The organism is Aeromonas sp. S16(2024) (assembly GCF_041403065.1).
Taxonomy (GTDB): Bacteria; Pseudomonadota; Gammaproteobacteria; order Enterobacterales; family Aeromonadaceae; genus Aeromonas.
The window spans coordinates 134,442-159,595 of the sequence record NZ_JBGLQX010000002.1; the positions used below are offsets into that span (position 1 = coordinate 134,442).

Annotated in this window: 22 protein-coding genes and 1 pseudogene; 7 read left to right on the forward strand and 16 right to left on the reverse strand. The window is 62.7% G+C overall.

The window, feature by feature from the left end:
- Positions 1–50 precede the first annotated feature (50 nt).
- Positions 51–1,325 carry a glucose-1-phosphate adenylyltransferase gene (gene glgC / locus ACB030_RS02395; protein ID WP_205641547.1) on the reverse strand — a complete coding sequence of 425 codons (1,275 nt, stop codon included), beginning with the start codon at positions 1,323–1,325 and terminating at the stop codon, positions 51–53.
- Between the two features lie 187 nt (positions 1,326–1,512).
- On the opposite strand from glgC, the gene ACB030_RS02400 reads away from it, so the two are divergent.
- Entirely contained in the window at positions 1,513–3,150 is a 1,638-nt protein-coding gene (locus tag ACB030_RS02400; RefSeq protein WP_371157735.1) for an EAL domain-containing protein, read from the forward strand.
- On the opposite strand, the gene ACB030_RS02405 is transcribed toward ACB030_RS02400, so the two are convergent.
- The 9 genes from ACB030_RS02405 to recR form a co-directional block, all read right to left on the reverse strand.
- Complete coding sequence (locus tag ACB030_RS02405; RefSeq protein ID WP_371157737.1) at positions 3,113–3,607, reverse strand: hypothetical protein; 495 nt, start codon at positions 3,605–3,607, stop codon at positions 3,113–3,115. The two genes, ACB030_RS02400 and ACB030_RS02405, sit on opposite strands and share 38 nt — an antisense overlap.
- 175 nt (positions 3,608–3,782) lie before the next feature.
- Complete coding sequence (locus tag ACB030_RS02410; protein WP_010674427.1) at positions 3,783–4,145, reverse strand: DUF2750 domain-containing protein; 363 nt, start codon at positions 4,143–4,145, stop codon at positions 3,783–3,785.
- 114 nt (positions 4,146–4,259) lie between these two features.
- A complete protein-coding gene (locus ACB030_RS02415; protein ID WP_371157739.1) occupies positions 4,260–5,888 on the reverse strand; it encodes a methyl-accepting chemotaxis protein in 1,629 nt (542 codons plus the stop codon).
- A gap of 161 nt (positions 5,889–6,049) precedes the next feature.
- The gene (locus ACB030_RS02420; RefSeq protein ID WP_371157741.1) at positions 6,050–7,354 is read right to left on the reverse strand and encodes an inosine/guanosine kinase; all 1,305 of its coding nucleotides are present in this window, start codon (positions 7,352–7,354) and stop codon (positions 6,050–6,052) included.
- Between the two features lie 186 nt (positions 7,355–7,540).
- Positions 7,541–7,933 carry an MAPEG family protein gene (locus ACB030_RS02425; RefSeq protein WP_025326669.1) on the reverse strand — a complete coding sequence of 131 codons (393 nt, stop codon included), beginning with the start codon at positions 7,931–7,933 and terminating at the stop codon, positions 7,541–7,543.
- Positions 7,934–7,997: 64 nt separating this feature from the next.
- The gene (gene hemH, locus ACB030_RS02430; protein ID WP_025326668.1) at positions 7,998–8,972 is read right to left on the reverse strand and encodes a ferrochelatase; all 975 of its coding nucleotides are present in this window, start codon (positions 8,970–8,972) and stop codon (positions 7,998–8,000) included.
- A gap of 113 nt (positions 8,973–9,085) precedes the next feature.
- Positions 9,086–9,730 (reverse strand): adenylate kinase, encoded by a 645-nt coding sequence (gene adk / locus ACB030_RS02435; RefSeq protein WP_025326667.1) that lies wholly within the window; start codon positions 9,728–9,730, stop codon positions 9,086–9,088.
- Positions 9,731–9,984: 254 nt separating this feature from the next.
- Positions 9,985–11,898, reverse strand: coding sequence for a molecular chaperone HtpG (gene htpG / locus ACB030_RS02440; RefSeq protein WP_371157744.1), 1,914 nt, complete (start codon positions 11,896–11,898; stop codon positions 9,985–9,987).
- Positions 11,899–12,051: 153 nt separating this feature from the next.
- Positions 12,052–12,651, reverse strand: a complete 600-nt coding sequence (gene recR, locus ACB030_RS02445; protein WP_025326665.1) for a recombination mediator RecR — start codon at positions 12,649–12,651, stop codon at positions 12,052–12,054.
- A 778-nt stretch (positions 12,652–13,429) separates the two neighbouring features.
- Between recR and hypF the strand changes: the two genes are divergently transcribed.
- From hypF to hypA, 5 genes are all read left to right on the forward strand, one after another.
- Entirely contained in the window at positions 13,430–15,847 is a 2,418-nt protein-coding gene (hypF, locus tag ACB030_RS02450) for a carbamoyltransferase HypF (RefSeq protein ID WP_371157747.1), read from the forward strand.
- A 5-nt stretch (positions 15,848–15,852) separates the two neighbouring features.
- Positions 15,853–16,104, forward strand: a complete 252-nt coding sequence (locus tag ACB030_RS02455) for a HypC/HybG/HupF family hydrogenase formation chaperone (RefSeq protein WP_371157749.1) — start codon at positions 15,853–15,855, stop codon at positions 16,102–16,104.
- Positions 16,098–17,216 carry a hydrogenase formation protein HypD gene (gene hypD / locus ACB030_RS02460; protein WP_371157751.1) on the forward strand — a complete coding sequence of 373 codons (1,119 nt, stop codon included), beginning with the start codon at positions 16,098–16,100 and terminating at the stop codon, positions 17,214–17,216. Before ACB030_RS02455 ends, hypD begins: the two co-directional genes overlap by 7 nt.
- A gap of 85 nt (positions 17,217–17,301) precedes the next feature.
- Positions 17,302–18,306, forward strand: coding sequence for a hydrogenase expression/formation protein HypE (gene hypE, locus ACB030_RS02465; RefSeq protein ID WP_371157753.1), 1,005 nt, complete (start codon positions 17,302–17,304; stop codon positions 18,304–18,306).
- Positions 18,307–18,375: 69 nt separating this feature from the next.
- Entirely contained in the window at positions 18,376–18,717 is a 342-nt protein-coding gene (hypA, locus tag ACB030_RS02470) for a hydrogenase maturation nickel metallochaperone HypA (RefSeq protein WP_371157755.1), read from the forward strand.
- Here hypA and ACB030_RS02475 read toward each other — a convergent pair.
- Positions 18,695–19,123 carry a hypothetical protein gene (locus ACB030_RS02475; RefSeq protein WP_371157757.1) on the reverse strand — a complete coding sequence of 143 codons (429 nt, stop codon included), beginning with the start codon at positions 19,121–19,123 and terminating at the stop codon, positions 18,695–18,697. The genes hypA and ACB030_RS02475 overlap by 23 nt on opposite strands.
- On the opposite strand from ACB030_RS02475, the pseudogene hypB reads away from it, so the two are divergent.
- A pseudogene (gene hypB / locus ACB030_RS02480) lies at positions 19,037–19,810 on the forward strand (hydrogenase nickel incorporation protein HypB); the annotation flags it as partial. The gene ACB030_RS02475 and the pseudogene hypB overlap by 87 nt on opposite strands.
- A 370-nt stretch (positions 19,811–20,180) precedes the next feature.
- Here hypB and ACB030_RS02485 read toward each other — a convergent pair.
- The 5 genes from ACB030_RS02485 to ACB030_RS02505 form a co-directional block, all read right to left on the reverse strand.
- Positions 20,181–20,822, reverse strand: a complete 642-nt coding sequence (locus tag ACB030_RS02485; protein ID WP_371157759.1) for an ATP-binding cassette domain-containing protein — start codon at positions 20,820–20,822, stop codon at positions 20,181–20,183.
- 100 nt (positions 20,823–20,922) lie between these two features.
- On the reverse strand, positions 20,923–21,714 hold the full coding sequence (locus tag ACB030_RS02490; protein WP_371157761.1) for an ATP-binding cassette domain-containing protein: 792 nt from the start codon (positions 21,712–21,714) through the stop codon (positions 20,923–20,925).
- Entirely contained in the window at positions 21,708–22,520 is an 813-nt protein-coding gene (locus tag ACB030_RS02495) for an ABC transporter permease (protein WP_371157763.1), read from the reverse strand. Before ACB030_RS02495 ends, ACB030_RS02490 begins: the two co-directional genes overlap by 7 nt.
- On the reverse strand, positions 22,510–23,514 hold the full coding sequence (locus ACB030_RS02500; protein ID WP_371157765.1) for an ABC transporter permease: 1,005 nt from the start codon (positions 23,512–23,514) through the stop codon (positions 22,510–22,512). Before ACB030_RS02500 ends, ACB030_RS02495 begins: the two co-directional genes overlap by 11 nt.
- Positions 23,499–25,133 carry an ABC transporter substrate-binding protein gene (locus tag ACB030_RS02505; RefSeq protein ID WP_371157767.1) on the reverse strand — a complete coding sequence of 545 codons (1,635 nt, stop codon included), beginning with the start codon at positions 25,131–25,133 and terminating at the stop codon, positions 23,499–23,501. Before ACB030_RS02505 ends, ACB030_RS02500 begins: the two co-directional genes overlap by 16 nt.
- Positions 25,134–25,154: the final 21 nt, after the last annotated feature.

Here is a 25,154-nt window from a genome sequence, read left to right on the forward strand (position 1 = left end):
CATGAAAAAGGGAGCCTCTTCGGCTCCCTTTGTGTTTTCTGCATGTGTTCTCACCCCAGCTTGGCCAGCATCTCCTTGGTCACCAACACTATGCCCTGCTCGGAGCGGTAGAAGCGGCGAACATCCTCGTCGGCGTTCTCCCCCACCACCAGGCCATCTGGCAACACACAGCCTTTATCCACCACCACCCGGCGCAGCCGGCAGCCGGCACCTATCTCGACCCCGGGGAAGATCACCGCCTGATCCAGGGTGCAGAAGGAGTGCACCCGCACATTGGTAAAGAGCACCGAGTTCAGCACGAAGGAGCCGCTGACGATGGAGCCGCCCGCGAACATGGAGTTGATGGTCATGCCGTGCTGACCGTTTCTGTCCTGCACGAACTTGGCGGGGGGCGACATGTTCTGGCTGGTCCAGATGGGCCAGTTCTCGTCATAGATGTCGAGCTCGGGCACCACGGAGGCGAGGTCCATGTTCGCCTCCCAGAAGGAGTCCAGGGTCCCCACGTCGCGCCAGTAAGGCTTTTGCCCCTCCTTGGCCCCGACGCAGGAGATGGTGAAGGGGTGCGCAAAGGCCTTGCCCTCTCCCACGATGCGCGGGATCACATCCATGCCGAAGTCATGCTTGGACTCCAGGTTGTGGATGTCCTCCTCCAGCAGCTGATAGAGGTATTCCGCATCGAAGATGTAGATCCCCATGGAGGCCAGGGAGACCTTGTCATTGCCCGGCATGGCGGGCGGGTTGGCCGGTTTCTCCACGAAGGCGCGGATCTTGCGCTGCTCGTCGATATCCATGACCCCGAAGGCGGACGCCTCCGCGCGCGGCACCTCGATGCAAGCCACCGTCACCTTGGCGCCGAGGCGCACGTGATCGAGCAGCATGGCGGCATAGTCCATCTTGTAGATGTGATCCCCCGCCAGCACCACTATGTATTTGGGGCCGTAGTCACGAATGATGTCGACGTTCTGATAGATGGCATCGGCGGTGCCGCGATACCAGTGCACCTCGTCCACCCGTTGCTGGGCGGGCAGCAGATCGATGAACTCGTTCATCTGATAGCGCAGGAAGGACCAACCGGACTGCAGGTGGCGCAGCAGGCTGTGGGACTTGTACTGGGTGACCACACCCACCCGGCGAATACCGGAATTGATGCAGTTGGAGAGCACGAAATCGATGATGCGGAACTTGCCGCCGAAATGGACGGCAGGCTTGGCGCGATTGTCGGTCAACTGCTTCAGGCGACTGCCTCGTCCCCCTGCGAGCACCAAGGCCATACTCTGATTCAATAGTTGCCGGGCTTTGGCTGTGTCTACGGGTTCTAGCAACATATTTACCTCTGCTCTGTTGGGGCTGTTTTCAACCCATCTTCGCTTTTTTCACGAACTGTGAAAGTGTTTTCACTCACATTTAGTTGCTTTCCGACGGCCCTTTTCATGGAGTTGCGTGAGTACTCATGCTTTGTGCCGGCGGCTTGGTTAGAATTTCTACATCACGAGCATCATCAAGGATGAAACGATGTTGAATAAACACGAGGGAAATCTGCTGCTGGTCAGCGCCCTGGTCTGCATTCCCATGCTGTTGCTGCAGGGGCTCTGGCTTGCACCTCCCGCCTCCCCCCTCACCCTGCTGCTGGTCCTGATGACCACCCTCATCGGCTTCGCCCTGCTGCTCTTTCTCACCCACAGCGTGCGCAAGGGGGAGCGGGCGAGGCAGGAGCAGCGCTGGCTGCTGGCGCTGCAACAACGGGATCCCGCCATGCTGGAGAGCCCGCAGGCACAAACGGCACTACGCCAGCTGCTTGCCTCCTTCAGTGAAGCCGAACTCGATGCACATCGCCAGATAAGCGAGCTGCACAATCAGGCGACCCGGGACGAGATGACGGGCCTGCGCAACCGCCATGCGTTCAGGCGCGATCTCACCGAGCTGCTGCAACAGGAGAATACCCAGACCGCCATCCTGGTGCTGATCCGCGCCACCGAGCTTGGCAAGCTCAACACCCAGCGTGGCTTCCAGTCCGGGGATGCCTACATCAGGGACATCGCCAACCTCATCACCCACACGGTGAGCCGCTTCCCCGGCCATCAGGTCTATCGCATCTCGGGGGCCGACTTCGCGGTCCTGATGCCACCGCTGGCCCAGATCCCGCCCCACCTGCTGGGACGAGATCTGAAACTCGCCTTCGATCGCTATCAGCACGAACACGAGCTGGACAGTGCCGCCTACTCGGGCATGACCCGGCTCAGCAGCGAGCAGAAGATAGAGGCCATCCTGGCCCGCGCCGATCTGGCACTGGCCCGCGCCCAGACGGAAGCGGTCAACGGCTGGGCCATCCAGCAGAGTGACGAGGTGGTCGAGTTGCAGGGGCAGCGTCACTGGACCCAGGTGCTGACCGATCTGCTGGAGCAGGAGAGCGTCAGCTTCACCTGCCAGCCCATCATGCCGCTCCATCGCGGCATGCTGACCTATCACGAGATCTACCCCCGCTTTTGCAGCAGCGACGGCACCACGCTGCCAAGCGATACCCTGCACGCCATGGCCCAACGTCTGGACATGGTGCTGCGCCTGGCGCAGATGGTGATCCGCCACGTCATCCGCCAATACCGGGCCTTCGGTGGGCACAGCAGCCGCTGGGGCCTCAACCTGCCGGGCAGCTTGCTGCAAAACAGCGCCTTCCTCATCTGGCTCGATCACCAGTTGCAAAAAGACCCCGACATCAGCGCCAACCTGGTGTTCGAGATAGATGAGGAACATCTGGAGCGCAACCTGACGGGGGCAAGGCGGCTGTTCGAGTTGCTCAGGCGCCACGGCAGCCGCTCGGCCATCTGCAACTTTGGCAAGGGCATAGGATCCTTCAGCCTGTTTCGTGAGCTCAAGCCCGACTATATCAAGCTGGATCCCGCCCTCATCACCGAGCTGGAGCAGGATCTCACCAACCAGCAATTCGTGCGGATGATAGTCGACGTCTCCCATCGCATGGGCAGTCTGGTGATAGCGGAAGGGGTGGAGCAGATAGGGCAGAAGCAGATGCTGCAAGGCATGTATGTGGACGGATTGCAGGGGTATCTGATCGCACGGCCCCAGGAGCTGGGACCGGAGATGAGCCAGATGGCGCTTTTTACGGAGAGCGTTTCAACTTCAGCAGGGTCAGAATGATGTCATTGAGCTGGCGGTAGCGCTCCAGCTCCTTCTGATCGTAACGGGTCGCCAGCATGGTCGGGTTGTGGCGGTTCTTGAGGTAACGGTTGATCTGCAGACGATTGAAGCCGGCCACCTTGTAGACCTGTCCCAGCAAGGCATTGAGCTCTTCGTCATCCAGTCCCGCCCGGGCCAGATAGTCCTCCTGGGAGGGGCTCTCCAGCTGGCAACTCTGCTTGTCGAGGTGACCGCTCTCCTGCAGGTAGGCGAGCCACTGCTCCACATAGAGCGGCTTGCAGCCGGCCAGCAGATCGAAATAGCCCACCGCATCGCAGCGGCAGCCGGTGAGCAGCACCAGGGCCAGGGCGTCGCTGTCGCATTGGAAGGTCACGGGACCGCTCTGGCCCCAATCCAGTGCCTGCACCCGGATCTGCGCCCGCGCCCCCGCCCGTCCGCTCACGTCGAATACAAACATGGCACCTCCCGTCTGGCAAAGGATTGATGATGGCCCATAGCGCCGTCAGCGCCAAGCCAAATCGCCTTTTCATTCAACATTCTGCAGGGCGGGCCATAAAAAAACCGACAGCCTCGCGGCTATCGGTTCTGGTGGCATTCCATGGCCCCGGTGCGGGCCATCAGTGCAGCACGGTTCAGGCGTCCAGCTCTACCAGCGCCTTGGCCAGCTCGATGGGCTCGAGCTCCTGGCCTTCCAGATCGGCGTTCCAGTTCGGGCCGACCAGCACATCGTCTTCGTCCAGATCGTTGATCCAGATGTCGAGGAACTCTTCCAGCTCGATCACTTCCGGCTCGTAGTCCGCCCACTCGTCCACGCAGTGCAGACGGGCATCGCCCTCGGCAGACCAGAGCGGCATGACGTCGGCATCTTCGAACTCGGCGGAGCGGCACACCACCCAGTCTTCACCATAACGCAGACCCCACACCTGACCCGACTCGCGGACTTCTTCGATGAACAGCTGGAAATTGGCGTCAAGATTGTCAGTTAGTTTGCTCATGGGGGTCTCTCTCTTGCAGGCGGTCGGCCAACGCTGGCCAATAATGGGGCTGATGGTGTCCCAAAAGCCCCCCAGACTCAAGCCTTATCCCCAAAAAGGCGGGGATAAGCGCCATCAGGTACGATATTGGGCGACCAGGGCCCCCAACTCATCGCAAGAGAGCGCCAGCTGGCTTGCCGCCTGCTCGGTCAACCGGTTCTGGGCCAGGGCATCCGCCGCCAGTTCTGTGATGGCCACCAGCCGCTGGTTGATCTCCTCGGCCGCCCGGCTCTGCTCGGCGGCGGCCGTGGCGATCTGACTATTCATGGCATTGATGGTGTGCACAGACCCATCGATGGCATGAATGGCGCCGTCGGCATCACCGGCCCGGTCGGCGGTGGAGCGGGAGAGTTGCTGCAACTGGGTGATGCCGCTGACCACCCGGCCCGCCCCCTCCTGCAGCCGCTGGATCATCTGCCGGATCTCGTCGGTGGAGCTGTGGGTGCGGGTCGCCAGGGTGCGCACCTCGTCGGCCACCACCGCAAAGCCGCGCCCCTGCTCGCCGGCCCGGGCCGCCTCGATGGCGGCGTTGAGGGCCAGCAGGTTGGTCTGCTCCGCCACCCCCCGGATCACATCGAGCACAGAGCCAATCTGCTGGGTCTCCTGCTCGAGCCGGCTCACCGCCTGCACCGTCTCCACCATCTCGTCCGCCAGCTGGCTGATGGTCTCCCTGGTCTGAGCCACCACCTGACGCCCGTGCCGGGCGAGATTGAGCGCGGAGTCCGCCGCCTCGGCGGCCTGGGCCGCGTGCTGGCCCACCTCCCGGCTGCTCACCGTCATCTGCTCCATGGCGCTGGCCACCCTCAGGGTGTCCTGCTCCTGGCCGGTGACGATGGCGCCTGTCCGATCGACGACCTGGGCCAGCTGGTGCGCCTGCTCCCGGTTCTGGGCCGTGATCTGCTGACTGCGGCCCACCAGCTGCGCCATCTGGCCGGCGAAGAGGTTGAAGTTGACCGAGAGCTGGCTCAGCTCGTCCCGGCCCGACTCCGGCAGGCGAAAACGCAGATCCCCCTCCCCCCTGGCGATGTTGCCGAGGGCCGATACCGACTGGGAGAGGGGCACCACTATGCTGCGCACTATGAGCCCGACCACGGCAAACAGCAGGATGGCCAACACCAGGCCTATCCCGAGCAGGGTGCGCAGCACCTCCTGATACTGGGCTTCGACGTCGTCCACATAGACGCCGGTGCCGATGATCCAGTCCCAGGGGGCGAAGCGCTTGATGTAGGAGATCTTGCGCACCGGCTCCTCCACCCCGGGCTTGGGCCAGTAGTAGGCCAGCTCACCGGCCCCCTCGGCCCGCGCCAGATCGGCGAAGGCGACGAACAGCCTGAGCCCCTGCTTGTCCTCCACCCCGGAGAGATCCTTGCCGTCCAGCTCGGGCTTCATGGGGTGCATCACCATGGTGGGGTGGCTGTCGTTGATCCAGAAGTAATCCTCCTCGCCATAGCGCAGCCCCTTGATCGCCGCGAGGGCCTCGGCCTTGGCGCTTTGCTCATCCAGCTCCCCCCGGCGCACCCTGGCCTCGAACCCGGCCACCAGGCTGTAGGCGGTCTCGACCTGGGCGCGGGTCTGACGGCTCTTCTCCCCCATCAGCCCCTGCTGATAGATCTGCAGGCAGAAGAACAGCAACAGTCCCAGCAGCGCCAGCACCATCAGGGTCACCAGCGACAGGCGCCGGCCGATACTCCATTGTCTCAACATACCCTCATCCCGAACCAGCTACATGTTGTTAACAAGGTATGTCGCCACGACGCGGCCTGTCTACGATGACAGCAAAAGCAGTGCCAAAAACATGATCCAGCCCCAAAAACAAGAAAGGGTGCCCAGTGGCACCCTTTCTTGTTGTCGACCGAATGACGGTATCACCGCTCCCAGTACACCTCTTCCAGGCTGTCTTCCTTCTCAGGCAGGCCGCGGGAGAGACGCGGGCTGCTCTGGGCCAGCACCTCGTAGCTCACCCGGTTGGCGTACTTGCACACCTGGGCCAGGGAGGAGTAGGTGAGGAACTCGGAGAGGTGCTTGGCGGAGTTCGGCACATTCATGCGGTGATAGGCGTTGGCCACCATGTCGTGCAGCACGGCGGACAGGGCGCCATCCCCGGCGCCATTGGTGTTCTTGATCTTCTCCGGGCCGCCCATGTAGGGGGAGATATGGGAGTAGATCCGCGCCGGCTTGCGGCACTTCTCGCGGGCCATGGGGCGGCTGAACTCATACATGTTGAACTCGGGGATGACGCCGGGCAGCAGGGTATGGGTGGTCTCGCGCTTGTAATCCTCGTCGGTGTAGCTCGCCATGTAGAGGCCGATGGGACCGGCGGTGCAGAGCACCATGTCGGCCCAGTCCAGCGCCTTGTCGGCAGCGCCGAGCGGGTCTTTGATCCCGGTCAGGGCCTCGGCTTCGTCCTCGTTCATGGCGAGCACGGTCACGTTCTCGCTGATGAAGTCACGCCACCACTGGGGGTTCTCGTCGATGACAAAACGGGTGCCCAGGGTCAGCACCACGGGCACACCGGCCTCGCGGGCATAACGGACCGCAGCCATGGCGGCCTCCTTCATGGGGGTGCCGTCGGCACCGCGCACCAGGTAGGCGGTGATCACCAGGGCGGAGGAGTCCTTGATGATGGCCTCCGGGATGTGCGCCACATCCAGGTGGTCCATCTTGCCGGCGTTGATGCCAAAGCTGCGTTCGCCCCCTTCGGTGATGAAGGTAAAGCAGCGACCGACCGGGCCGTCCACCGGCTGCAGGTAGTCGAGGTTGACCCGGGACGAGGTGTTGCACAGATAGCGGTAGGCGTAGCTGCCGATGCGGATGTCCTGGCTCATCACCCCGAGCAGGATGGAGTGGGAATCCGCCAGCACAGAGTAGTTGTGCATGGTGTTGCCTATGGTGCCGCCGGCAAACTCGCTCACCACCATGTTGTTGGCCTTGAGCTCTTCATAGACCCGCTCGGCCACGTCGTCGGAGATGAGCATGGAGTGACCCTTGCTCAGGCCGTACCGGTTCAGGAAGTCCTCGTCCACATGGGCTTCGATATCCACCAGAGTCTGATCTATGCCCACCACATAGGCCTTGCCCAGTTCGCTGAGCAACGGATTTTGCGGGATCAGGGGATCACGCCTGTCGACCGGGAAGTAGTGTTTGGACTTGCGCTGACCGGGAAATTTCATGGCAATCTTCTGTGCTCTGGGGGAAAGAGGGGCGGGATTTTAACACAATCCACCCCGCCGAAAAGTCGCACGATTAAATTTTGAGGTCAGTATAGGCAAGGGTTTGCGAGGAAAACGTTTGATCTTTCCCCCTCAAAAAACCACCTCGCGGTGAAGTGGTTTTTCGCACTCAAGTGGCCCCTGGCCTCAGCCGAATGACAGCCCCTGCACCAGCGCCAGCACCGAGAAGAGTCCCAGGGACAGCCAGAAGAAGAGGGTGCCGAAGAGCCGTGGCTTGTTCGGCGCCTTTGGGATCTGGATGCCGATGGCGTGCAGGATGCGCCCCACCAGCAGCAGCGCCCCACCCAGGTGCAGCCAGAGCGCCCCCACCCCGGCCAGCTCGCACAGGGCCATCAGCAGGAGGGTGAGCGGCACGTACTCGGCGAAGTTGCCGTGGGCACGGATGGCGGAGAGCATCTCGGGCGCCTCCCCTTCCCCTATCATCACCTTGAACTGGGCACGGCGCTTGACCACCCAGAACGAGAGCAGCAGGAACAAGAGCCCCAGCAGACCGCCGTAGATCAGCGTGATATGCATCATCAAGACACTCCTTTATCGTTGAACCCGAACACCAGGCACGCATAGTCGCGGCCGTGAAGACCCCTCACGCCAGCTCGCGGCAGATCAGCGACACCATCATGCGGATATGGGCCTGATCGCTGTTGAGGGCCGGTATGTAGTGGAACTGCTCTCCCCCCGCGTCCATGAAGACGGCGCGGTTCTCGACCTGGATCTCCTCCAGGGTCTCGAGGCAATCCGCCGAGAAGGCCGGGCAGATCACATCGAGCCGCTTGACCCCTTGTTCAGCCAGCTGGGCTATGGTGACGTCGGTATAGGGCTTGAGCCACTCCTGCTTGCCAAAGCGGGACTGGAAGCTGGCACTCCACTGCTCGGGGGACAGACCCAGCGCCTCCGCCAGCAGGGCGGCGGTGCGGCGACACTGGTGACCGTAAGGATCCCCCTCGTCCTCGCTGCGCTGGGGAATGCCGTGGAAGGACATCAGCAGATGCTCCCCCTGGCCCTGCTGCTCCCACTGGCGGCGCACGCTCATGGCCAGCGCCTGGATGTACTCAGGGTGGTTGTGATAGTCGCGGATGAGGCGCATCACCGGCAGGTGGCGCTCCTTCTTCATCACCCGGGCCCAACCGTCGAACACGGCGGCCGTGGTGCTGGCGGCATACTGCGGATAGAGCGGCAGCAGTATCACCCGGTTGACCCCCTGGGCCTTGAGCGCCTGCCAGCCCTCGTCGAGGGAGGGCGAGCCATAGGTCATGGCCAGCACCACGGGCACATCGACCCCTTCCCGCTTGAGCTCCTGCTCCAGCGCCGCCCGCTGCCGCTGACTGATGGCCATCAGGGGCGAGCCCTGCTCGGTCCAGACCTGCTGATAGAGCTTGGCGACCCTGGGGGCCCGAAACGGCAATATGGCGAAGGTCAGCAGCGGGGCCCACAGCAGGCGAGGTATCTCGACCACGCGCGGGTCCTGCAGGAACTGACTGAGAAAGGCCTTGACGGCCGCCGAGGTTGGCGCCGCTGGGGTCCCAAGATTGACGAGCAAGATCCCGGTTTTCGTGGTCACGTTAGCGTCCTGTCGTGGGGTGTTTGTGGTGCTTGTGATAATGCAAGAAAGGGCCCTGTGTGGACCCTTATCTCAGACTCGTTATCGACCGATTGCGGTTGGCAATGGCAGGCTTAGCCCAGGATGGCGGCCAGCTGCTGGCTGACCTGATCCACCGGCTGGGTGCCGTCGATCTTGACGTAACGGGTGTTGCCCGCTTCCGCTTCCTTGCCGTAGAAACCGATGAGCGGGGCGGTCTGCTGATGGTAGACATCCAGACGCTTGCGAACCGTGGTCTCTTCGTCGTCGGCACGGATCACCAGATCCTCGCCGGTCACGTCATCCTTGCCTTCCACTTTCGGCGGGTTGAACACCACGTGGTAGGTACGGCCGGAGCCGGAGTGCACGCGGCGGCCGCTCATGCGCTTGACGATCTCTTCGTCCGGCACGTCGAACTCCAGCACGAAGTCCACCACCACACCGGCATCCTTCATGGCTTGCGCCTGGGGAATGGTGCGGGGGAAGCCGTCCAGCAGGAAGCCGTTGGCGCAATCCGGTTGCGCGATACGTTCTTTGACCAGGCCGATGATGATGTCGTCGGAGACGAGCTGACCTGCGTCCATCACGGCCTTGGCCTTGAGGCCCAGCTCGGTACCCGCCTTGATCGCCGCACGCAGCATGTCGCCGGTGGAGATCTGCGGAATACCGTGTTTTTCCATGATGAACTGAGCCTGGGTACCCTTGCCGGCACCCGGTGCTCCCAACAGAACAATGCGCATACACGCTCCTAATTGATTGGTTATTCAATTCTTGAGAAGGCAAAAAACTACACGTTTTCGCCCGTATTAACAAGCTCGCCCCGTGTGAGTGGCCAGATTATCACCAGCCCCTGGCGCCGTCTCTGCGACCAAAGACGCAGACCCCTGCCACGAAAAATGATTGAAAATGCAGCAGACATCCAGGGCGGACAACGCCGCCCCGGGGGCGGCGTCGGCCAAAAAAAAGCCCACTGCCTTGCAGTGGGCCAATGACATCACGCCTGGAGTAGCAGACGGTTGATACGGGAGACGAAGCTCGCCGGATCATTGAGGCCGCCCTGCTCCGCCAGCTGGGCTTGCTCATGCAAGAGGCTGACCCACTCACCGAACAGCGCCTCGTCTTCGATGGCGCCCAACTTCTTCACCAGGGCGTGGTCGGGGTTGAGCTCCAGGATGTACTTCTGCTCCGGTACCGGCTGGCCGGCGGCGCGCATCAGCTTGATCATCTGGGTGCTCATGCCGTGGTCGTCGGTGACGATGCAGGAGGGGGAATCGGTCAGGCGGTGGGTGACACGCACCTCTTTCACCGCATCGGCCAGGCTCTGCTTGACCCGCGCCACCAGACCGGCGTTGGCCTTTTCAGCCTCCTCCTGGGCCTGCTTGGACGCTTCGTCCTCCAGCTCGCCCAAGTCCAGCTCGCCACGGGTGACGGAGACCAGCTGCTTGCCGTCGAACTCGGTGAGGTGGCTCATCAGCCACTCGTCCACCCGCTCCCACATCAGCAGCACTTCGACGCCCTTCTTGCGGAAGATCTCCAGATGCGGGCTGTTCTTGGCCGCGGCATAGGAGTCGGCGGTGATGTAGTAAATCTTCTGCTGGCCTTCCTTCATGCGGCCAACGTAATCCTCAAGCGACACTGTCTGGGCTTCGCCCTCGCCGGCGGTGCTGGCGAAGCGCAACAGCTTGGCGATCTCTTCGCGGTTGGCGTAATCCTCGGCCGGGCCCTCTTTGAGCACATTGCCGAACTCGCTCCAGAACTTGGCGTACTTCTCGCTATCGTCCTTGGCCAGCTTGTTCAACATGGTCAGGACGCGCTTGGAGCAGGCCTTGCGCAGGGAGGCGGTGACCTTGTTGTCCTGCAGGATCTCGCGGCTGACGTTGAGCGGCAGATCGTTGGAGTCCAGCACCCCTTTGACGAAGCGCAGGTAGGTCGGCATAAACTGCTCGGCGTCGTCCATGATGAAGACGCGCTGCACGTAGAGCTTGAGGCCGTGCTTCTGCTCTCGGTTGTAGAGATCAAAGGGCGCGCGGGCCGGGATGTAGAGCAGGCTGGTGTACTCCTGGGCCCCTTCCACCCGGTTGTGACCCCACAAGAGCGGATCTTCGAAGTCGTGAGCGACGTGCTTGTAGAACTCCTGATACTCCTCGTCCTTGATGTCTTTGGGGTTGCGGGTCCAGAGCGCGGTGGCGCGGTTGACCTGCTCCCACTCGCCCGGGGTGCCGACTATGGTTTCACCCTCTTCTTCGCGATCCGGGGTGCCCTCCTTGAACATCTCAACCGGCACAGAGATATGGTCGGAGTACTTGGCGACCACAGAGCGCAGGCGCCAGTCGTCCAGGAACTCCTCTTCATCGCTGCGCAGGTGCAGGATGACGTCGGTGCCGCGACCCTCTTTGGTCACGTCAGCTACCGTGAAGGAGCCTTCCCCTTCGGATTCCCACTGTACGCCCTGGCCCGGCTCTGTGCCGGCGGCGCGGGAGATGACGGTCACCTTGTCGGCAACGATGAAGGCGGAGTAGAAGCCCACCCCGAACTGACCGATCAGCTGGGAGTCCTTGCCTTGATCACCGGAGAGGTGCTTGAAGAACTCGGCGGTACCGGATTTCGCTATGGTACCCAGGTGTTCGATCACCTGGTCCCGGGTCATGCCGATGCCGTTGTCCGAGATGGTCAGGGTCTTGTTCTCTTTGTCCACCACCAGGCGCACGCGCAGCTGGCCGTCGTTTTCGAACAAAGAGGCATCGGAAAGCGCCTTGAAGCGCAGCTTGTCCGCCGCATCAGATGCGTTGGAGATCAGCTCGCGCAGGAATACTTCTTTGTTGGAGTAGAGGCTGTGAGCCATCAGGCTCAGCAGTTGTTTGACTTCAGTCTGAAAGCCGTGGGTTTCGGCGTGAACACTTTGGGTCATCGACCAGTCCTCAAAACGTCGGGTTGAACAGATTCCCAACCTAGATGGGGCTGGCCTACCAAATATCAAGGGGCTTGCGTGCAAACTTGAGAGCAAACTTGCACACAGGCCCCTTGTGGCGAGCTTGGCTGCCCATTTTTTGTACCATCCAGCCTAGATGCGCTGGCGCCCCATCAGGGAGTGCGACAGGGTAGTGCCATCCACCAGCTCCAGCTCGCCCCCCACCGGCACCCCGTGGGCGATGCGGCTCACCTCCACCCCGGCGGCGCGGGCCATGTCGGCGATATACCAGGCGGTGGCATCCCCCTCTATGGTGGGATTGGTGGCGAGGATCAGCTCCTTGATGTGCTCATCCTTGAGGCGCCGCTCCAGGATCTCCAGCCCCAGCTCCTCCGGGCCTATGCCGTCCAGCGGCGACAGATGGCCCATCAGCACGAAGTAGCGGCCGGAGAACTGGCCGGTCTGCTCGATGGCCGCCACGTCTGCCGGGCTCTCTACCACGCAGAGCAGACCGTTCTCCTCGCGCTTGGGATTGGCGCAGATCTCGCAGCGATCGTTCTCGGTGAAGGTGCGGCAGTGGCTGCAGTGACCGATTTCGGTCAGCGCCCGATTGAGCAGGGAAGCCAGGCGCAGGCCGCCGCTGCGCTCGCGCTCCAGCAGGGTGAACGCCATGCGCTGGGCCGACTTGGGGCCCACGCCCGGCAAGACCTGCAGCGCCTTCATCATCTCATCGAGCAGGGGACTGAATTTCATGGGGATATCCTTTAAAGCCGCGCCGAAGGAGTGATTCGGCCCGCTTGCCTGACGCAGCGCCGACTCCTCCTTCCGAACCTATCTTGTTGGCGCAGGACTATACCCGAGCCGCCCCCAGCCGCCAATGGCAGATCCCGCCGGATTGCCTGTCGGCTTCTTGCCACACCAGTGCCGGCAAACCGGGCGGGCCCCGCTTTGCCAAGCCCATGCAGACCCCGGCAAGGCCATCCAGGGCTCACAAGGCGGGGAAAACCGCTCAAGATGTTTAGTTTTTCTGCTCAATCAATAATCATCGTTAAATAAAACCAAACAAAAAACCTCCCCCGACAACCCGCTTCCGTGGACGCGTCACCCGGCAGGGGCGCTATCGGAGCGCCCGATAAGCTGTGCCGTCACTATGCCGTCACTGCCCCGTCGATTCCCCCACCCTATGCTCCTGCTCGATAGCGAGCGGGCCCGTCTCGCAGGATCGCAAAGAAGCGCCGCGTCTGACACTCAAACCGGTGCGAGATCAAGGTAATGGGGGCAGGAGCCCCGGTAAACTTGGCCCCCGCGGCAGGGCGACGGGCCACCTCCCTCCCCTGCCCAGGCTACGCCCCCGCTATCGAGACGCAGCCCGTTGCAACCCTGTGCGCTGCATTCCTGTCCGTTGCCCCTGACCGTTGTACCCAATGGCCAGCGCCGTGACGGCAGGCCTGCAGATGGGAGTTCGATATCACATGACACCCCTCAAGACGATCGCCATCTGGCCGTGCCTGCCTCTCCTCAGGGTGGCGTCATGATGGCCCAGACTCCGACGCGCGCCCTGCTGCGCCGCGAGTTCCATCTCGACGGCATAGTGCAGGGGGTGGGCTTTCGCCCCTTCGTCTATGGGCTGGCGCTGCGCCACGGCCTTGCTGGCTATGTGCTGAACGACGCGAGCGGCGTCACCATAGGCGCCGAAGGATCGCCTGAGCAGCTGGCCAGCTTTGCCCGCGAACTGCGGGAATTGGCGCCGCCGCTGAGCCGCATCGATCACTTCAGCGAGCGGGAACTGCCCTTCGCTCATGATCCCGACTTCGATGGCCAATTTCATGGCCAGTTTCGAATTAAAGCGAGTCAGCAGCAGAGCGCCGCCACGGTCGCCATCTCGCCGGATCAGGGGATGTGCGAGGCGTGCGCCCGGGATGTGGCCAACCCCGCAGATCGCCACCATCACTACCCCTTTACCAACTGCACCCACTGCGGCCCGCGCTACACCATTATCCGCCGCCTCCCCTACGATCGGCCCCACACCGCCATGGCCGACTTTGCCATGTGCCCGCGCTGTGCGACGGCTTATGAGGATCCACTGGATCGGCGCTACCACGCCCAGCCGGTGAGCTGCCCCGAGTGCGGACCCCATCTCAGCTGGCGCAGCGGCAACGGCGATGCCCAGGCCGAGCGCGAGGATGCGCTGCACGCGGCCGCCCGCGCCCTGCAAACCGGGGCGCTGATTGCGGTCAAGGGGATGGGGGGGTATCACCTGATATGCGATGCCCGCAATGAACAGAGTGTTGCCAGATTGCGAACGCTCAAGCGGCGCGCGCGCAAGCCGTTGGCGGTGATGATGGGCTCCCTTGCCGAGGCCAAATTGCATGTCACCGGCAGCGAGGCAGAGTGGACGCTGCTCGCCTCTCAGGCCAGACCCATTACCTTGCTGCGCAAGCGCATTAAGGATGATCGGCTCTCAGAATCCGGACAATCAGCCGCGCCGCTGGCCGAGGGGATTGCCCCCGGCATCCCCTACCTTGGCATCATGCTCCCCTATACCCCGCTCCACCAGCTGCTGCTGGATGCCTGCGCCATGCCGCTGGTGGCCACCAGCGCCAATGGTCGCGGCAGCCCGATCCTGATCGAGTGCGAGGATGTGGTCAGGGAACTCGGCAGCGAGATTGACGGCATCCTGGATCACAACCGCCCCATACTGCACCCCTGCGACGACAGTCTGGTGCAGTGGGCAGGCGGGCGGCGCCAGACTTTGCGCCTCGCCCGGGGCTATGCCCCCTGCACCCCCAGCCTGAAAGCGGCGGTCAGGGTGCCGCTGCTGGCGGTCGGGGCGCAGCAGAAGAACCAGCTGGCGCTCGCCTTCGGTCGCCAGCGCATCTACAGCCCCTATATCGGCGATCTGCACAGCCTGCCGATGCAGAGTCACTTCGAGCAGACTCTCGCCACCTTTCGCGATCTCTACGAGCTCAAGCCGGAGCTGCTGGTCTCGGATCGCCACCCGGGCTACCTCAGCCATCAGTGGGCCAAGCACTATTGCCGCGATCAGGATGCGACCCATCTCGAGGTACAGCATCATCACGCCCACCTGCTGGCGGTGATGGCCGAGCATGACATCACTGGCCCGGTGCTGGGTGTTGCCTTCGATGGCACCGGCCTTGGGGATGACGGCACCCTCTGGGGCGGCGAGCTGCTGCTGGCCGATGTGAAGGGCTTCGAGCGCGTTGCCCACCTCACCCCCTTCAAGCTTATTGGCGGCGAGGCGGCCATTCGCGAGCCGGTGCGCCAGCTGCTGGGGCTGCTGTTTGAATCGCACAGTCCTGAGGAGATCTGCGCCCTCGATATTCCGTTGATCAAGCAACTGCCCCTTAAGCGGATCAGCAATCTGCACCAGCTCTGGCATCTCGGTCGCAACGCCCCCCATACCAGTTCCATCGGTCGGCTGTTCGATGCCGTGGCGGCGCTACTGGGGGTGATCGACACCCCGGATTACGAGGGCGAAGCGGGACTCTTGCTGGAGGCTGCCGCCTTGCAGCTTGCCCCCGATGAACAGCCCTTCCCCCTCGCCTTTGATCTAAGCCAATCAACAGAGGGGCCACTGCAGTTCGAGTGGGCAGAGCTCATCAATACCCTTGTCAGCGAGCAGAGAAAAGGCACCGCCACCGCCAGCCTGGCCGCCGGTTTTATCCGCGCCATCAGCAAGCTGGTCATCGACCTTGCCGAGCGCTTCCCCGGCTATCCGGTGGCGCTGGGGGGCGGCGTCTTTCAAAACCGGGTGCTGATGGACCAGCTGGTGCCCGCACTCGAAGCCGCCGGCCGGCAGGTATTGACCAGTGAAACCCTGCCGCTCAATGACGGTGGCATCGCCGCCGGTCAGCTCTGGTTTGCCATCCACCATATTGCCACGCACCAGCCTGTCACAACCGGCTGTGCCACCTTGTCGGAGTCCTGAAATCCATGTGTCTATCCATTCCCTCTCAGGTGGTGCAGCTGCACCCCGAAGATAACTGCGTCACCGTCGATACCCTGGGGGTGCAGCGACGCGTCAGCTGCATGCTGCTCGAAGAGCCCCTCAACCTTGGCGACTATGTGCTGCTCCATATCGGCTTTGTGATGAGCAAGATTGACCAAGAGGAGGCGCAGGCCAGCCTGGAGAGCTTCCGCCAGATGGTGGCCCTGATGCCTGCGCAGGATATCTTGCCATGCTGACCCTCAATGATCTCTTTCAGGGCTTTCGTCAGCCCGACGTCATCCGTGCCCTCGCTGCGCAAATTACCGAACTGGCCAAAGATCTGCCCGAGCCGCTGCGGGTGATGGAGGTGTGCGGCGGCCATACCCACACCATCATGAAGTACGGCCTGCACCAGCTGCTGCCGGCCAGCATAGAGTTTGTCCACGGCCCCGGCTGCCCGGTCTGCATCATGCCCAAAGAGCGCATCGATCAGGCCATCGAGCTCGCTCGCCAGCCCAGCGTCATTCTGGTCACTCTGGGAGACATGATCCGGGTGCCGGGCTCCAAAGGCACGCTGGCCCAGCAGCGGGCCAAGGGGAGCGATATCCGCCCGGTCTATGACCCCCTCGACGCCCTGCGCATCGCCAAAGAGAATCCGCAGAAAACCGTGGTCTTCTTCGCCATCGGTTTCGAGACCTCCACCCCGATGACAGCTGCGCTCTTGGCTGCCGCTGAAGCTAAGGGGATTGAGAACCTGCTGTTTCATATCAACCATGTGCTGGTGCCACCCGCCATTCACGCTGTGATGGCCGACGGGAAGGCCCGGGTGAACGCCTTTATCGGCCCCTCTCACGTCAGCGTCATCACAGGCGCCGATATCTACCTGCCCATAGTCCAACGCTATCAGGTGCCTGTGGTGGTGAGCGGCTTCGAGCCGGTGGATGTGATGGAGGCGCTCTTGATGATGGTGCGCCAGAAGGTGGAGGGTCGCTACGCCCTGGAGGTGCAGTACAGCCGCGCCGTCACAGCCAGTGGCAATAAAGCCGCCCAGCGGCTGGTCGAGCGCTTTTTCGAGACCCGCGAGCACTTTCGCTGGCGAGGCCTCGGCGATATCAACGCCTCAGCCCTGCGCCTGCGCGATGCCTTCGCCAAGCGTGATGCGGAACGTCACTTCCAGCTTGATCAGACTCCCATCGATGACCACAAGGCGTGCCAGTGCGCCGATATCCTGCGCGGCTTGGCCAAACCGAACCAGTGCAAAGTCTTTGGCCGGGGCTGCACCCCGACCCAGCCCATGGGCAGCTGCATGGTCAGCTCCGAAGGGGCCTGCAATGCCTACTACCGCTATATGGGGATCCAGCAGCAATGAGAGAAATTCAGTTAAGCCACGGCGGTCGGGTGATGAGGAGAGATGAACCAGCCTGTTTCGGCAATCTTGTGGAGAACCAGACCCGATGAGAGAGATCCAACTTAGCCACGGCGGCGGCGGTGTCGAGATGAACCAGCTGATAAGCCACCTCTTCTTTCGCCACTTTGGCAACGAGATCCTGCTGCGCGGTGAAGATGCCGCCCTGTTGCCGGTAGAGGGCCCCGTCGCCTTCACCACCGACAGCTTTACCGTCTCGCCGCTCTTCTTCGAGGGGGGGGATATCGGCAAGCTGGCCATCGCCGGCACGGTCAACGATCTCGCCATGATGGGGGCCAAGCCCGAGTATCTGAGCTGCAGCTTTATCATCGAGGAGGGCTTTCCCTACGCCGATCTGGCCCGCATCGTCGAGTCGATGGCCGCAGAGCTGGCCAAAAGCGGCGCTCGCATCGTCTGCGGCGACACCAAGGTGGTGCCCAAGGGGGCGGCCGACAAGATCTTTATCAACACCAGCGGGGTCGGCACCTTCCCGCTGCCCGAACAGAGCCGGGGTATCTCGGTACGCAACCTCAAAGCCGGTGACGCCATTCTGGTGTCGCGAGATATCGGCAGCCACGGCGCCTGCATCCTGATGGCCCGTGACGCCCTGCAACTGGGATCTGATCTCAAGAGCGACTGCACCACCCTCTGGCCCCAGGTAGAAGCGCTGCTAAAAGCTGGCATTACCCCTCACGCCCTGCGCGATGCCACCCGCGGTGGCCTTGCGGCCGTGCTCAACGAATGGAGCAGCGCCTCCGGCGTTGCCATCGAGCTGGAGGAGTCCGCCATTCCGGTGTGCGATCCGGTGCGCGGCCTGTGCGAGCTCTACGGTTTCGAGCCCCATGATCTCGCCAACGAGGGGACCATGGTGCTGGCCCTACCCGCCGAGCAGGCGCAGGGCGCGCTGGGCATCTTGCGGCAATTCAACCCAGCAGCCAGCCAGATCGGCGTGGTGCAGGCGAGCGATCGCCACAAGGTGATCCTCAACAACCCCTGGGGCAGCCGCCGTTATCTGGAGCTGCCGCAGGGGGAGCTGCTGCCGCGGATCTGTTGAGCGGCCATGCAGTTCGGTCAATTACAGGGAGGAGTCACTGCTTCTCCCCATATCGGCTAAGGAGCCACCATGCACGAAATGTCTCTAGCCATGGCTGCCATCGATTTGGCGGCTGAACAGGCCACCCAGCGGGGCTTTACCAAGGTGACCGCCCTCTGGCTCGAGGTCGGCAGCTTCTCCTGCGTCGACCCGAACACCATCGCCTTCTGTTTTGAGGCGGCCGCCAAGGGCACCGTGGCCCAAGGCGCCCAACTCCACTTTCAGCACCTGGCGGCAGAGGCCTGGTGTTACGACTGCAACCAGACGGTCACCCTCACCGAGCGCGGGCAGGCCTGCCCCGGGTGTGGCGGGTACAAATTACGAGTCGCGCAGGGTGACAGCCTGCGCATCACCGACATCGAGGTAAGTTGATATGTGTAGCGTATGCGGATGCGGCCAGGCGCGGATCGCCGGCCATGAGCACGATCATGAGCATCATCACGAACATGAACATCACCATGAACATGGTCATGAGCACGGCCATCATCATGCTCATGACGCCCATCACCATCATGACCACGAGCAGAGCGCGCCGCGCACCCTGATCATTCACCACCACTACCACCATCAGGGGGATGTCCATCACCATTACCACGGGGTACGGGCTCCCATGAGCCATGAGGGTCATGATCAGCCTCATGAGCACTACCATGATCACCCCCACGACCATCATCATGAACATGCCCACTCTCATGAACACGGCAATTCCCACGCGCATCCCCATGATCACAGCCATGACCATGACCATGACCATGACCATCAGCAGGGCTCCCTGCACTACGGCAAAGGGGAAGCGGGATTGTCGGTTCCGGGCATGGGGCAGCGCCAGCTGATCGCCATCGAGATGGATGTGCTGGCCAAGAACAATGCGCTGGCCGCCCATAACCGCGAGCACTTCGACGAGGCGGCCCAACTGGTACTCAATCTGGTATCGAGCCCGGGTTCAGGCAAGACCACTTTGCTGTGCGAAACCCTGCGCCAGCTGGTCGACAAACGCCCCTGCGCTGTGATCGAAGGGGATCAGCAGACCAGCGCCGATGCGGACCGTATTCGTGCCACCGGCGTCCCTGCCGTGCAGATCAACACCGGCAAGGGCTGCCATCTGGATGCCAAAATGGTCCACGACGCCTGCCACCAGCTGCCCGCCAATCCCGGGGGCATCCTCTTTATCGAGAACGTCGGCAATCTGGTCTGCCCTGCCAGCTTCGATCTCGGCGAGAAGTACAAGGTGGCGATCCTCTCCGTCACCGAAGGGGAAGAGAAGCCCCTCAAGTACCCGGACATGTTCGCCGCCGCCCAGCTGATGGTGATCAACAAGATTGATCTGCTGCCCTATGTCAGCTTTGACGTGGCCCGCTGCATCGAGAACGCCAAACGGGTCAACCCCTATATTCAGGTGATCCAGGTCAGCGCCACCACGGGCGAAGGGATGGAGGCCTGGCTCAACTGGCTGGCTACGGCCTGAACCGGTTAAACAGCGCTGATAACGGTAGAAAACAAGAGAGGGAGGCTGATGCCTCCCTCTCTTTATCTGCGAACCTTGCCAGCCGTTCTATCTGCCCAGAATGGCCAGCGTCTCACACTCCCCCCCTCACCCTGGTCCTCTCCCCAGGGAGAGGGAACCGGTTGGTAGATACCGCACTCCTCTCCTGTCTCAACAAGGAAAGGGGAACCTATTCATGGATGCTAGAAATATGCTCGAAATATTCGCCCCAGAGAGCCTGTGAGCATAACAACCCACCCCTGTTTCCCAACCCCTGAGCCTGGCGAGATGGCACCTTCTGCTCCCTTCTCCCCTTGCGGGAGAAGGGCTGGGGATGAGGGGGAACCAACTCTCAAGCAGCACTTTCGGTCAGCACCATAGGCTCGGGCTGCACCTCACTAAAGCGCAGCACCCGATGGCAGATCTGGCGCAGCAGTGCCTGCTGGTGACTGAAGATCACCATGCCAAGCCCGCGCTGCTCGCATTCAACCATCAACTCCCGCCAGAGCTGGCGCTGGATTTGCGGATCCAGCTGGGCGGTCACCTCGTCGGCAATCAGCAGACGGGTACGGGGATCGAGGGCGCGCAGCAGCGCGATGCGGGCCAGCTCGCCGCCGGAGAGCTGGCCGGGTTTACGACCAAGCCACGCAGGCTTGACCATAAAGCGGGTCAGCATGGCGTCATCGGGGCGCCACACATCCCACAGCGCCTGCCCTGTGGTGCGATAGGGATTGAAGGTGAGTTCGGGGTGCTGGGGCACCAGCTGGATGGGGTTGTAGCCTTTTACCCGTTCAGGCACAGACTGCCCATCCAGCCGTATTTCTCCATTTCCCCGAACAGGCTGCCATCCCGCCAATACCCGCCCCAGCGTGGTCTTGCCATGGCCGCTCGGGGCAGAGATGCCGAGCCGCTCGCCCGCTTTGACGGCCAGCGACAACCCCTGCCAGAGAGCGCGTTCCCCCTGCGCGATGGTGAGATCCCGTACTTCAAACATCAGGACACCTCCGGCACAGAAAAGAGCGTGTTGAACTCTGGCAGCGCCCGCCACTGAATATCTGCCGCGCCACACACAATCTGTCTCAGAGGCACCAGCATCAGGATACCTCCGACGTAGCGGGAAAGAGCGAGTTGAACTCCGGCAGCGCCTGCCAGTGGGCACGGAGCATCTCGCTCCCCTGCCCCTGTTGCAGGTGGTGGCTGCTCAAGGTATCGCTCACCTGCCCCTGATGGAGCGCGACTATGCGATCGGCAAAACGGGCCGCCAGCGCCAGATCGTGAGTGACCCAGAGGATGCCGCTGCCCTGATTGGCCAATTCACGCAATTGGCTGAGCAACAGACAGGCCAGCTCCTCGTCGAGCCAGGCGGTGATCTCGTCCGCCAGAATATAGCGGGCGCCGCCGAGCGCCGCGGTGCAGGCCAGAATGCGCTTGGCCATGCCGCCGGAGAGCTGGCGCGGGTAGCTGTCCAGGGTGGCGGCGGGCAGTTGGTAGCGAAGCAGCTGCTCGCCGAGTCGCTCGCGGGAACCGTTCTGGCCGCAGAGACGGGCCGCCCGGCCCAGCTGGCGCTCCACCGTCAGCAGCGGATTGAGGGCGCTCACCCCTTGCGGCACATAGCAGAGGGTGTGGCCACGCAGGCAGGCCCGACTCTCGTCGCACAGGGGATCACCGTCGAGGGAAATGGTGCCGCGCATCCGCAGGTTATCCGGTAGCAATGTCAGGGCGCTTTGCAGCAGCAGGCTCTTGCCCTCGCCGCTCCCCCCCACCAGCGCCACTATCTCCCCCGGTGCCAGTTGCAGGCTGATATCGGTCAGCAAAGGCTGCCAGCTGCGCCGCCCCAGCCAGGAGTAGTGGGCCGCCTCTATGGTCATATGGTCGAAGCTCAGCATTGTTCACTCCCAAACCAGAGTTGTTGCAGGGCGCGGGTAGCTTGATCAAACAGTAAAACCAACGTCAGCAGCATCAGACCGGGGAAGAGGGCCAACCACCAGCCGCCACCAGCCAGATAACGCAGGGCATCGGCCAGCAGCAGACCCAGGGAGGCCTCGTGGGCCGCCAGCCCAAAGCCGAGAAAGCTCAAGGCAGCGCTGTGCAGTACCGCGTGGGGAAACATCAGCAGGGTGCCGATAAACCACTGGGGCAACAGCCCCGGCAGCAGGTGGGTGCGCCAGCGACGCAGCGCCCCCATACCCTGACAGCGGGCCAGCACCACATAGTCGCTGCAGGCGATCCGCCGCGCTTCTGCGCAGAGAATGAGCGCCAGCTTGGGCCAGTGGGTCAGCGCCACCGCCAGGATCACTCCGCGCATGCCGCCCCCCACGGTAAAGCAGATCAGGATCAGCAGCAGCATATGGGGCAGCGCCAGCATGGCATCGATCAGCAGCCGCACCGCCACATCGCATCTGGGATGAATGAGCGACACGCTTGCCGCCACCATGGCCAGCAGCCCACTACACAGGGCCGTGCTGATACCCAGCTCCAGACTGGTGAGGGTACCCTGAAAGGCGCGCAACCAGAGACCCCGCCCCATCTGATCGGTCCCAAACCAGTGGACCAGCGAGGGCGGCTGCTGGCGGGCCAGCAGATCCATCGGCACATCCTGAGCCGACAAGCTCCAGCCGTAGGCTGCCAGCAGCGCCAGCCCGATCAGGGCAAAACCCAGCCGCAGTATGGAGGGAAGCGGATTAAACAGCATGCTCGCCCTCCCAGCCCCGATTGATGCGCGCCAGCAGTAAGCTGGCCGCCGTGTTGCCAATAAAGACCAGCAGGGTGCAGAAGAGCACTATGCCCATCAGCAAGGGGATGTCGCCCCTGAGCCCCGCATCCACGGTCGCCTGCCCGAGCCCCGGATAGGAGAAGACCTTCTCCGCCAACAGGGATCCGCCAATCAGCTCACCGAGGGAGGCAAACTGCAGGCAGAGCGCCGGGGTCAGGGCGTGGCGCAACACATGAAAACGCAGCATGGGCCAGCCGCCATCCCCCTGGGCGCGGGCGTAGCGGATAAAGTCGCTCTCCAGCACCTCGGCCACCCGCCCCCGGGTATGCAGGGCAATGTTGCCCACTCCGAGCAGCGCAAGCGTGGTGACCGGCAGCAGCAGATGGCGCAATCGCAATGCCCAGTCAGCCTCATCGGCAGAGAGGCCCGGCGTCCAGGCACAGCAGACAGGGAGCAACGGCCAGTGCACCGCAAACAGGGCGAGCAGCAAGAGGCCGACCCAGAAGGTGGGCAGGGTGGCGAGCAGGTAGGCAAAGCGGCAGATAAGGCGATCGGGCCAGCGGTTGAGATAGCGACCGGCGCACAGCCCAAGCAGGATGCCAAAAAAGCCGGAGAGCAGCCAGGCCCCCGCCAGCAGCAGGAAGGAAGCGGCAAAGCGTTGGCCTATAACCTCGCTCACCGGCGCGTTATAGAGCATGGAGTAACCGAGATCCCCCTGCAGCACCTGGCTAAACCAGTGCCAGTAGCGCAGCCAGAGCGGCTGATCCAGCCCCCAGCGGGCGGCGATGCGGGCGTACTGCTCGGGCGGCACATGGAGCAGATCGTTGCCGATATAGGCCTTGATGGGATCGATGGGGGAGTAGCTGAGCAACACGAAGGTCGCAACCGACACCAAGCATAAAAGCCCTGCCAGACGCAGCAGGGCTTTCACAGTGACGCTCATCATAGTGGACGAACTTAGCGGCACGTCCACCGCCAGTCAGAGAGGTTGTTGAGCAAAGACCAGCTACCGTGAATTTCCGGCGCCCCCTTGCCAAGGTCGATGCAGCGGTTGGCCAGATAGGTGTGCTGCACATTGAGCAGCCAGGCCCAGGCGGCATCCCCCTGCACCCCGGCGCCTGTCTTGCCATCCCACTCCACCTGCTGCCAGAACGGCACGGCCGCCTGCCAGTTCGGGGCATCGAGCGCCTGCTTGAGGTGGCCATCCACCACAGGGTTGCTGTAGTAGCCCGGGTTGTAGAACTCAACGCCGCCCGAACCACTCTGGTAGTGGTGATAGAGCTCCATGGGATCCAGACTCCCCCACCCCATCAGCACCGGATTGGCGTGCATCTCCCGCTCCACCTGCTCCCAGCTGCCGGACTTGAGGCTCACCTCAAGACCTATGGGCTTGAGCATGGCCCGCACCGCTTCCGCCAGATCCCGGCGAGTGCTGTCACCGCTGGTGTACCAGAGGGTAAAGGCGGCGCGCAGGTCGCCCTTGTGGCGAATGCCATCGCTGCCCATCTTCCAGCCCGCCACATCGAGCAGGGCATTGGCGCGGGCGGCATCCCCATCCTTGAAGGCGGTAGATTTGCTTTGCCAGGGCAAGCCTTCTACCGCGCTGTAAGCGGGGATGGCGTGCCCTTCCAGCAGCTGATCGGCCAACAACTTGCGGTCGATGGCATAGTTGATGGCGCGACGCACCGCCACGTCCGAGGTCACGTCGTTGCCGATGGCATAGCCCTTGGCATCTTTTTTTGCCTCTTCGCCACGCTTGCTCGCTGCAGGAATGGGGAAGACGATGCCGCGGTTCTCCACGCTCGGCCGCACCCAGAGCCGCAGCGAATCCGGCACGGCGAGCGCCAGCGACGGGGGGATGCGCACCAGATCGAGCTGGCTGCTCTGGGCAGCGGCATAGGCGCTCTCTTCGTCGATAAAGACAAACACCAGCCGTTTGAAGTCGTTGTTGCCACCGGCGTAATAGGGGTTCGCCTCCACCACCAGTTGCTGACCGGGCAGGAAGCTCACCAACCGGTAAGGGCCGGCACCGACAGGCTTTTGGGCATACGCTTTTGCGTCGTAATCCTTCTTCGACACGATACCGAGCGATCCCAGCACATTGACGAAGGTGCTCTGGGGGGCGCTCAAGACGATGGCGACCTCGGTAGGCGAGACCACTTTGGCCGAGACAAAGTTGCCCATGTCAATCTTGCCGCCGCCCTTGGCTGCGCTGTTGTAGGTAAATGCCACATCCTCGGCGGTGAGCGGCGCGCCGTTGGAGAATTTCAGGCCGGGCTTGAGGGTGATAAGCCACCCCTTGCCATCCTTGTTCGGTGTCACCGATTCGGTGAGCAGATCCTGCCAGCTGAGATCGGCGTTCTGCTTGAGCAGCGGGCTGTGCAGCAGCAGGTAGCTGCCGTGACTCCAGCCCAGCAAGGGGTCAAACCCTTCGGTGGGCTCACTGCCGATGGCGAGCTTGAGTTCGGCAGGCACAGGTTGGGCAGCCTGCACCGAATGGGGCATGCCCGAGAGCAGAGCCAGCAAGAGGGTGGCAACCACAGGGGCGCCATAAGGGCGAACCTGGCTGCGGGCATGACGGGTGATGGTCATAAGACTCCTTATCCATCTGAG

What these genes read in the sequence shown, in the direction of transcription:
- ACB030_RS02505 (WP_371157767.1), bottom strand. Translation starts at nt 25,133, where the DNA reads ATGACCATCACCCGTCATGCCCGCAGCCAGGTTCGCCCTTATGGCGCC.
- ACB030_RS02400 (WP_371157735.1), top strand. Translation starts at nt 1,513, where the DNA reads ATGTTGAATAAACACGAGGGAAATCTGCTGCTGGTCAGCGCCCTGGTC.
- ACB030_RS02420 (WP_371157741.1), bottom strand. Translation starts at nt 7,354, where the DNA reads ATGAAATTTCCCGGTCAGCGCAAGTCCAAACACTACTTCCCGGTCGAC.
- glgC (WP_205641547.1), bottom strand. Translation starts at nt 1,325, where the DNA reads ATGTTGCTAGAACCCGTAGACACAGCCAAAGCCCGGCAACTATTGAAT.
- hypA (WP_371157755.1), top strand. Translation starts at nt 18,376, where the DNA reads ATGCACGAAATGTCTCTAGCCATGGCTGCCATCGATTTGGCGGCTGAA.
- adk (WP_025326667.1), bottom strand. Translation starts at nt 9,730, where the DNA reads ATGCGCATTGTTCTGTTGGGAGCACCGGGTGCCGGCAAGGGTACCCAG.
- ACB030_RS02415 (WP_371157739.1), bottom strand. Translation starts at nt 5,888, where the DNA reads ATGTTGAGACAATGGAGTATCGGCCGGCGCCTGTCGCTGGTGACCCTG.
- ACB030_RS02405 (WP_371157737.1), bottom strand. Translation starts at nt 3,607, where the DNA reads ATGTTTGTATTCGACGTGAGCGGACGGGCGGGGGCGCGGGCGCAGATC.
- ACB030_RS02485 (WP_371157759.1), bottom strand. Translation starts at nt 20,822, where the DNA reads ATGTTTGAAGTACGGGATCTCACCATCGCGCAGGGGGAACGCGCTCTC.
- hypE (WP_371157753.1), top strand. Translation starts at nt 17,302, where the DNA reads ATGAGAGAGATCCAACTTAGCCACGGCGGCGGCGGTGTCGAGATGAAC.
- ACB030_RS02410 (WP_010674427.1), bottom strand. Translation starts at nt 4,145, where the DNA reads ATGAGCAAACTAACTGACAATCTTGACGCCAATTTCCAGCTGTTCATC.
- ACB030_RS02455 (WP_371157749.1), top strand. Translation starts at nt 15,853, where the DNA reads ATGTGTCTATCCATTCCCTCTCAGGTGGTGCAGCTGCACCCCGAAGAT.
- hypD (WP_371157751.1), top strand. Translation starts at nt 16,098, where the DNA reads ATGCTGACCCTCAATGATCTCTTTCAGGGCTTTCGTCAGCCCGACGTC.
- hypF (WP_371157747.1), top strand. Translation starts at nt 13,430, where the DNA reads ATGATGGCCCAGACTCCGACGCGCGCCCTGCTGCGCCGCGAGTTCCAT.
- recR (WP_025326665.1), bottom strand. Translation starts at nt 12,651, where the DNA reads ATGAAATTCAGTCCCCTGCTCGATGAGATGATGAAGGCGCTGCAGGTC.
- ACB030_RS02495 (WP_371157763.1), bottom strand. Translation starts at nt 22,520, where the DNA reads ATGCTGTTTAATCCGCTTCCCTCCATACTGCGGCTGGGTTTTGCCCTG.
- ACB030_RS02425 (WP_025326669.1), bottom strand. Translation starts at nt 7,933, where the DNA reads ATGATGCATATCACGCTGATCTACGGCGGTCTGCTGGGGCTCTTGTTC.
- ACB030_RS02490 (WP_371157761.1), bottom strand. Translation starts at nt 21,714, where the DNA reads ATGCTGAGCTTCGACCATATGACCATAGAGGCGGCCCACTACTCCTGG.
- htpG (WP_371157744.1), bottom strand. Translation starts at nt 11,898, where the DNA reads ATGACCCAAAGTGTTCACGCCGAAACCCACGGCTTTCAGACTGAAGTC.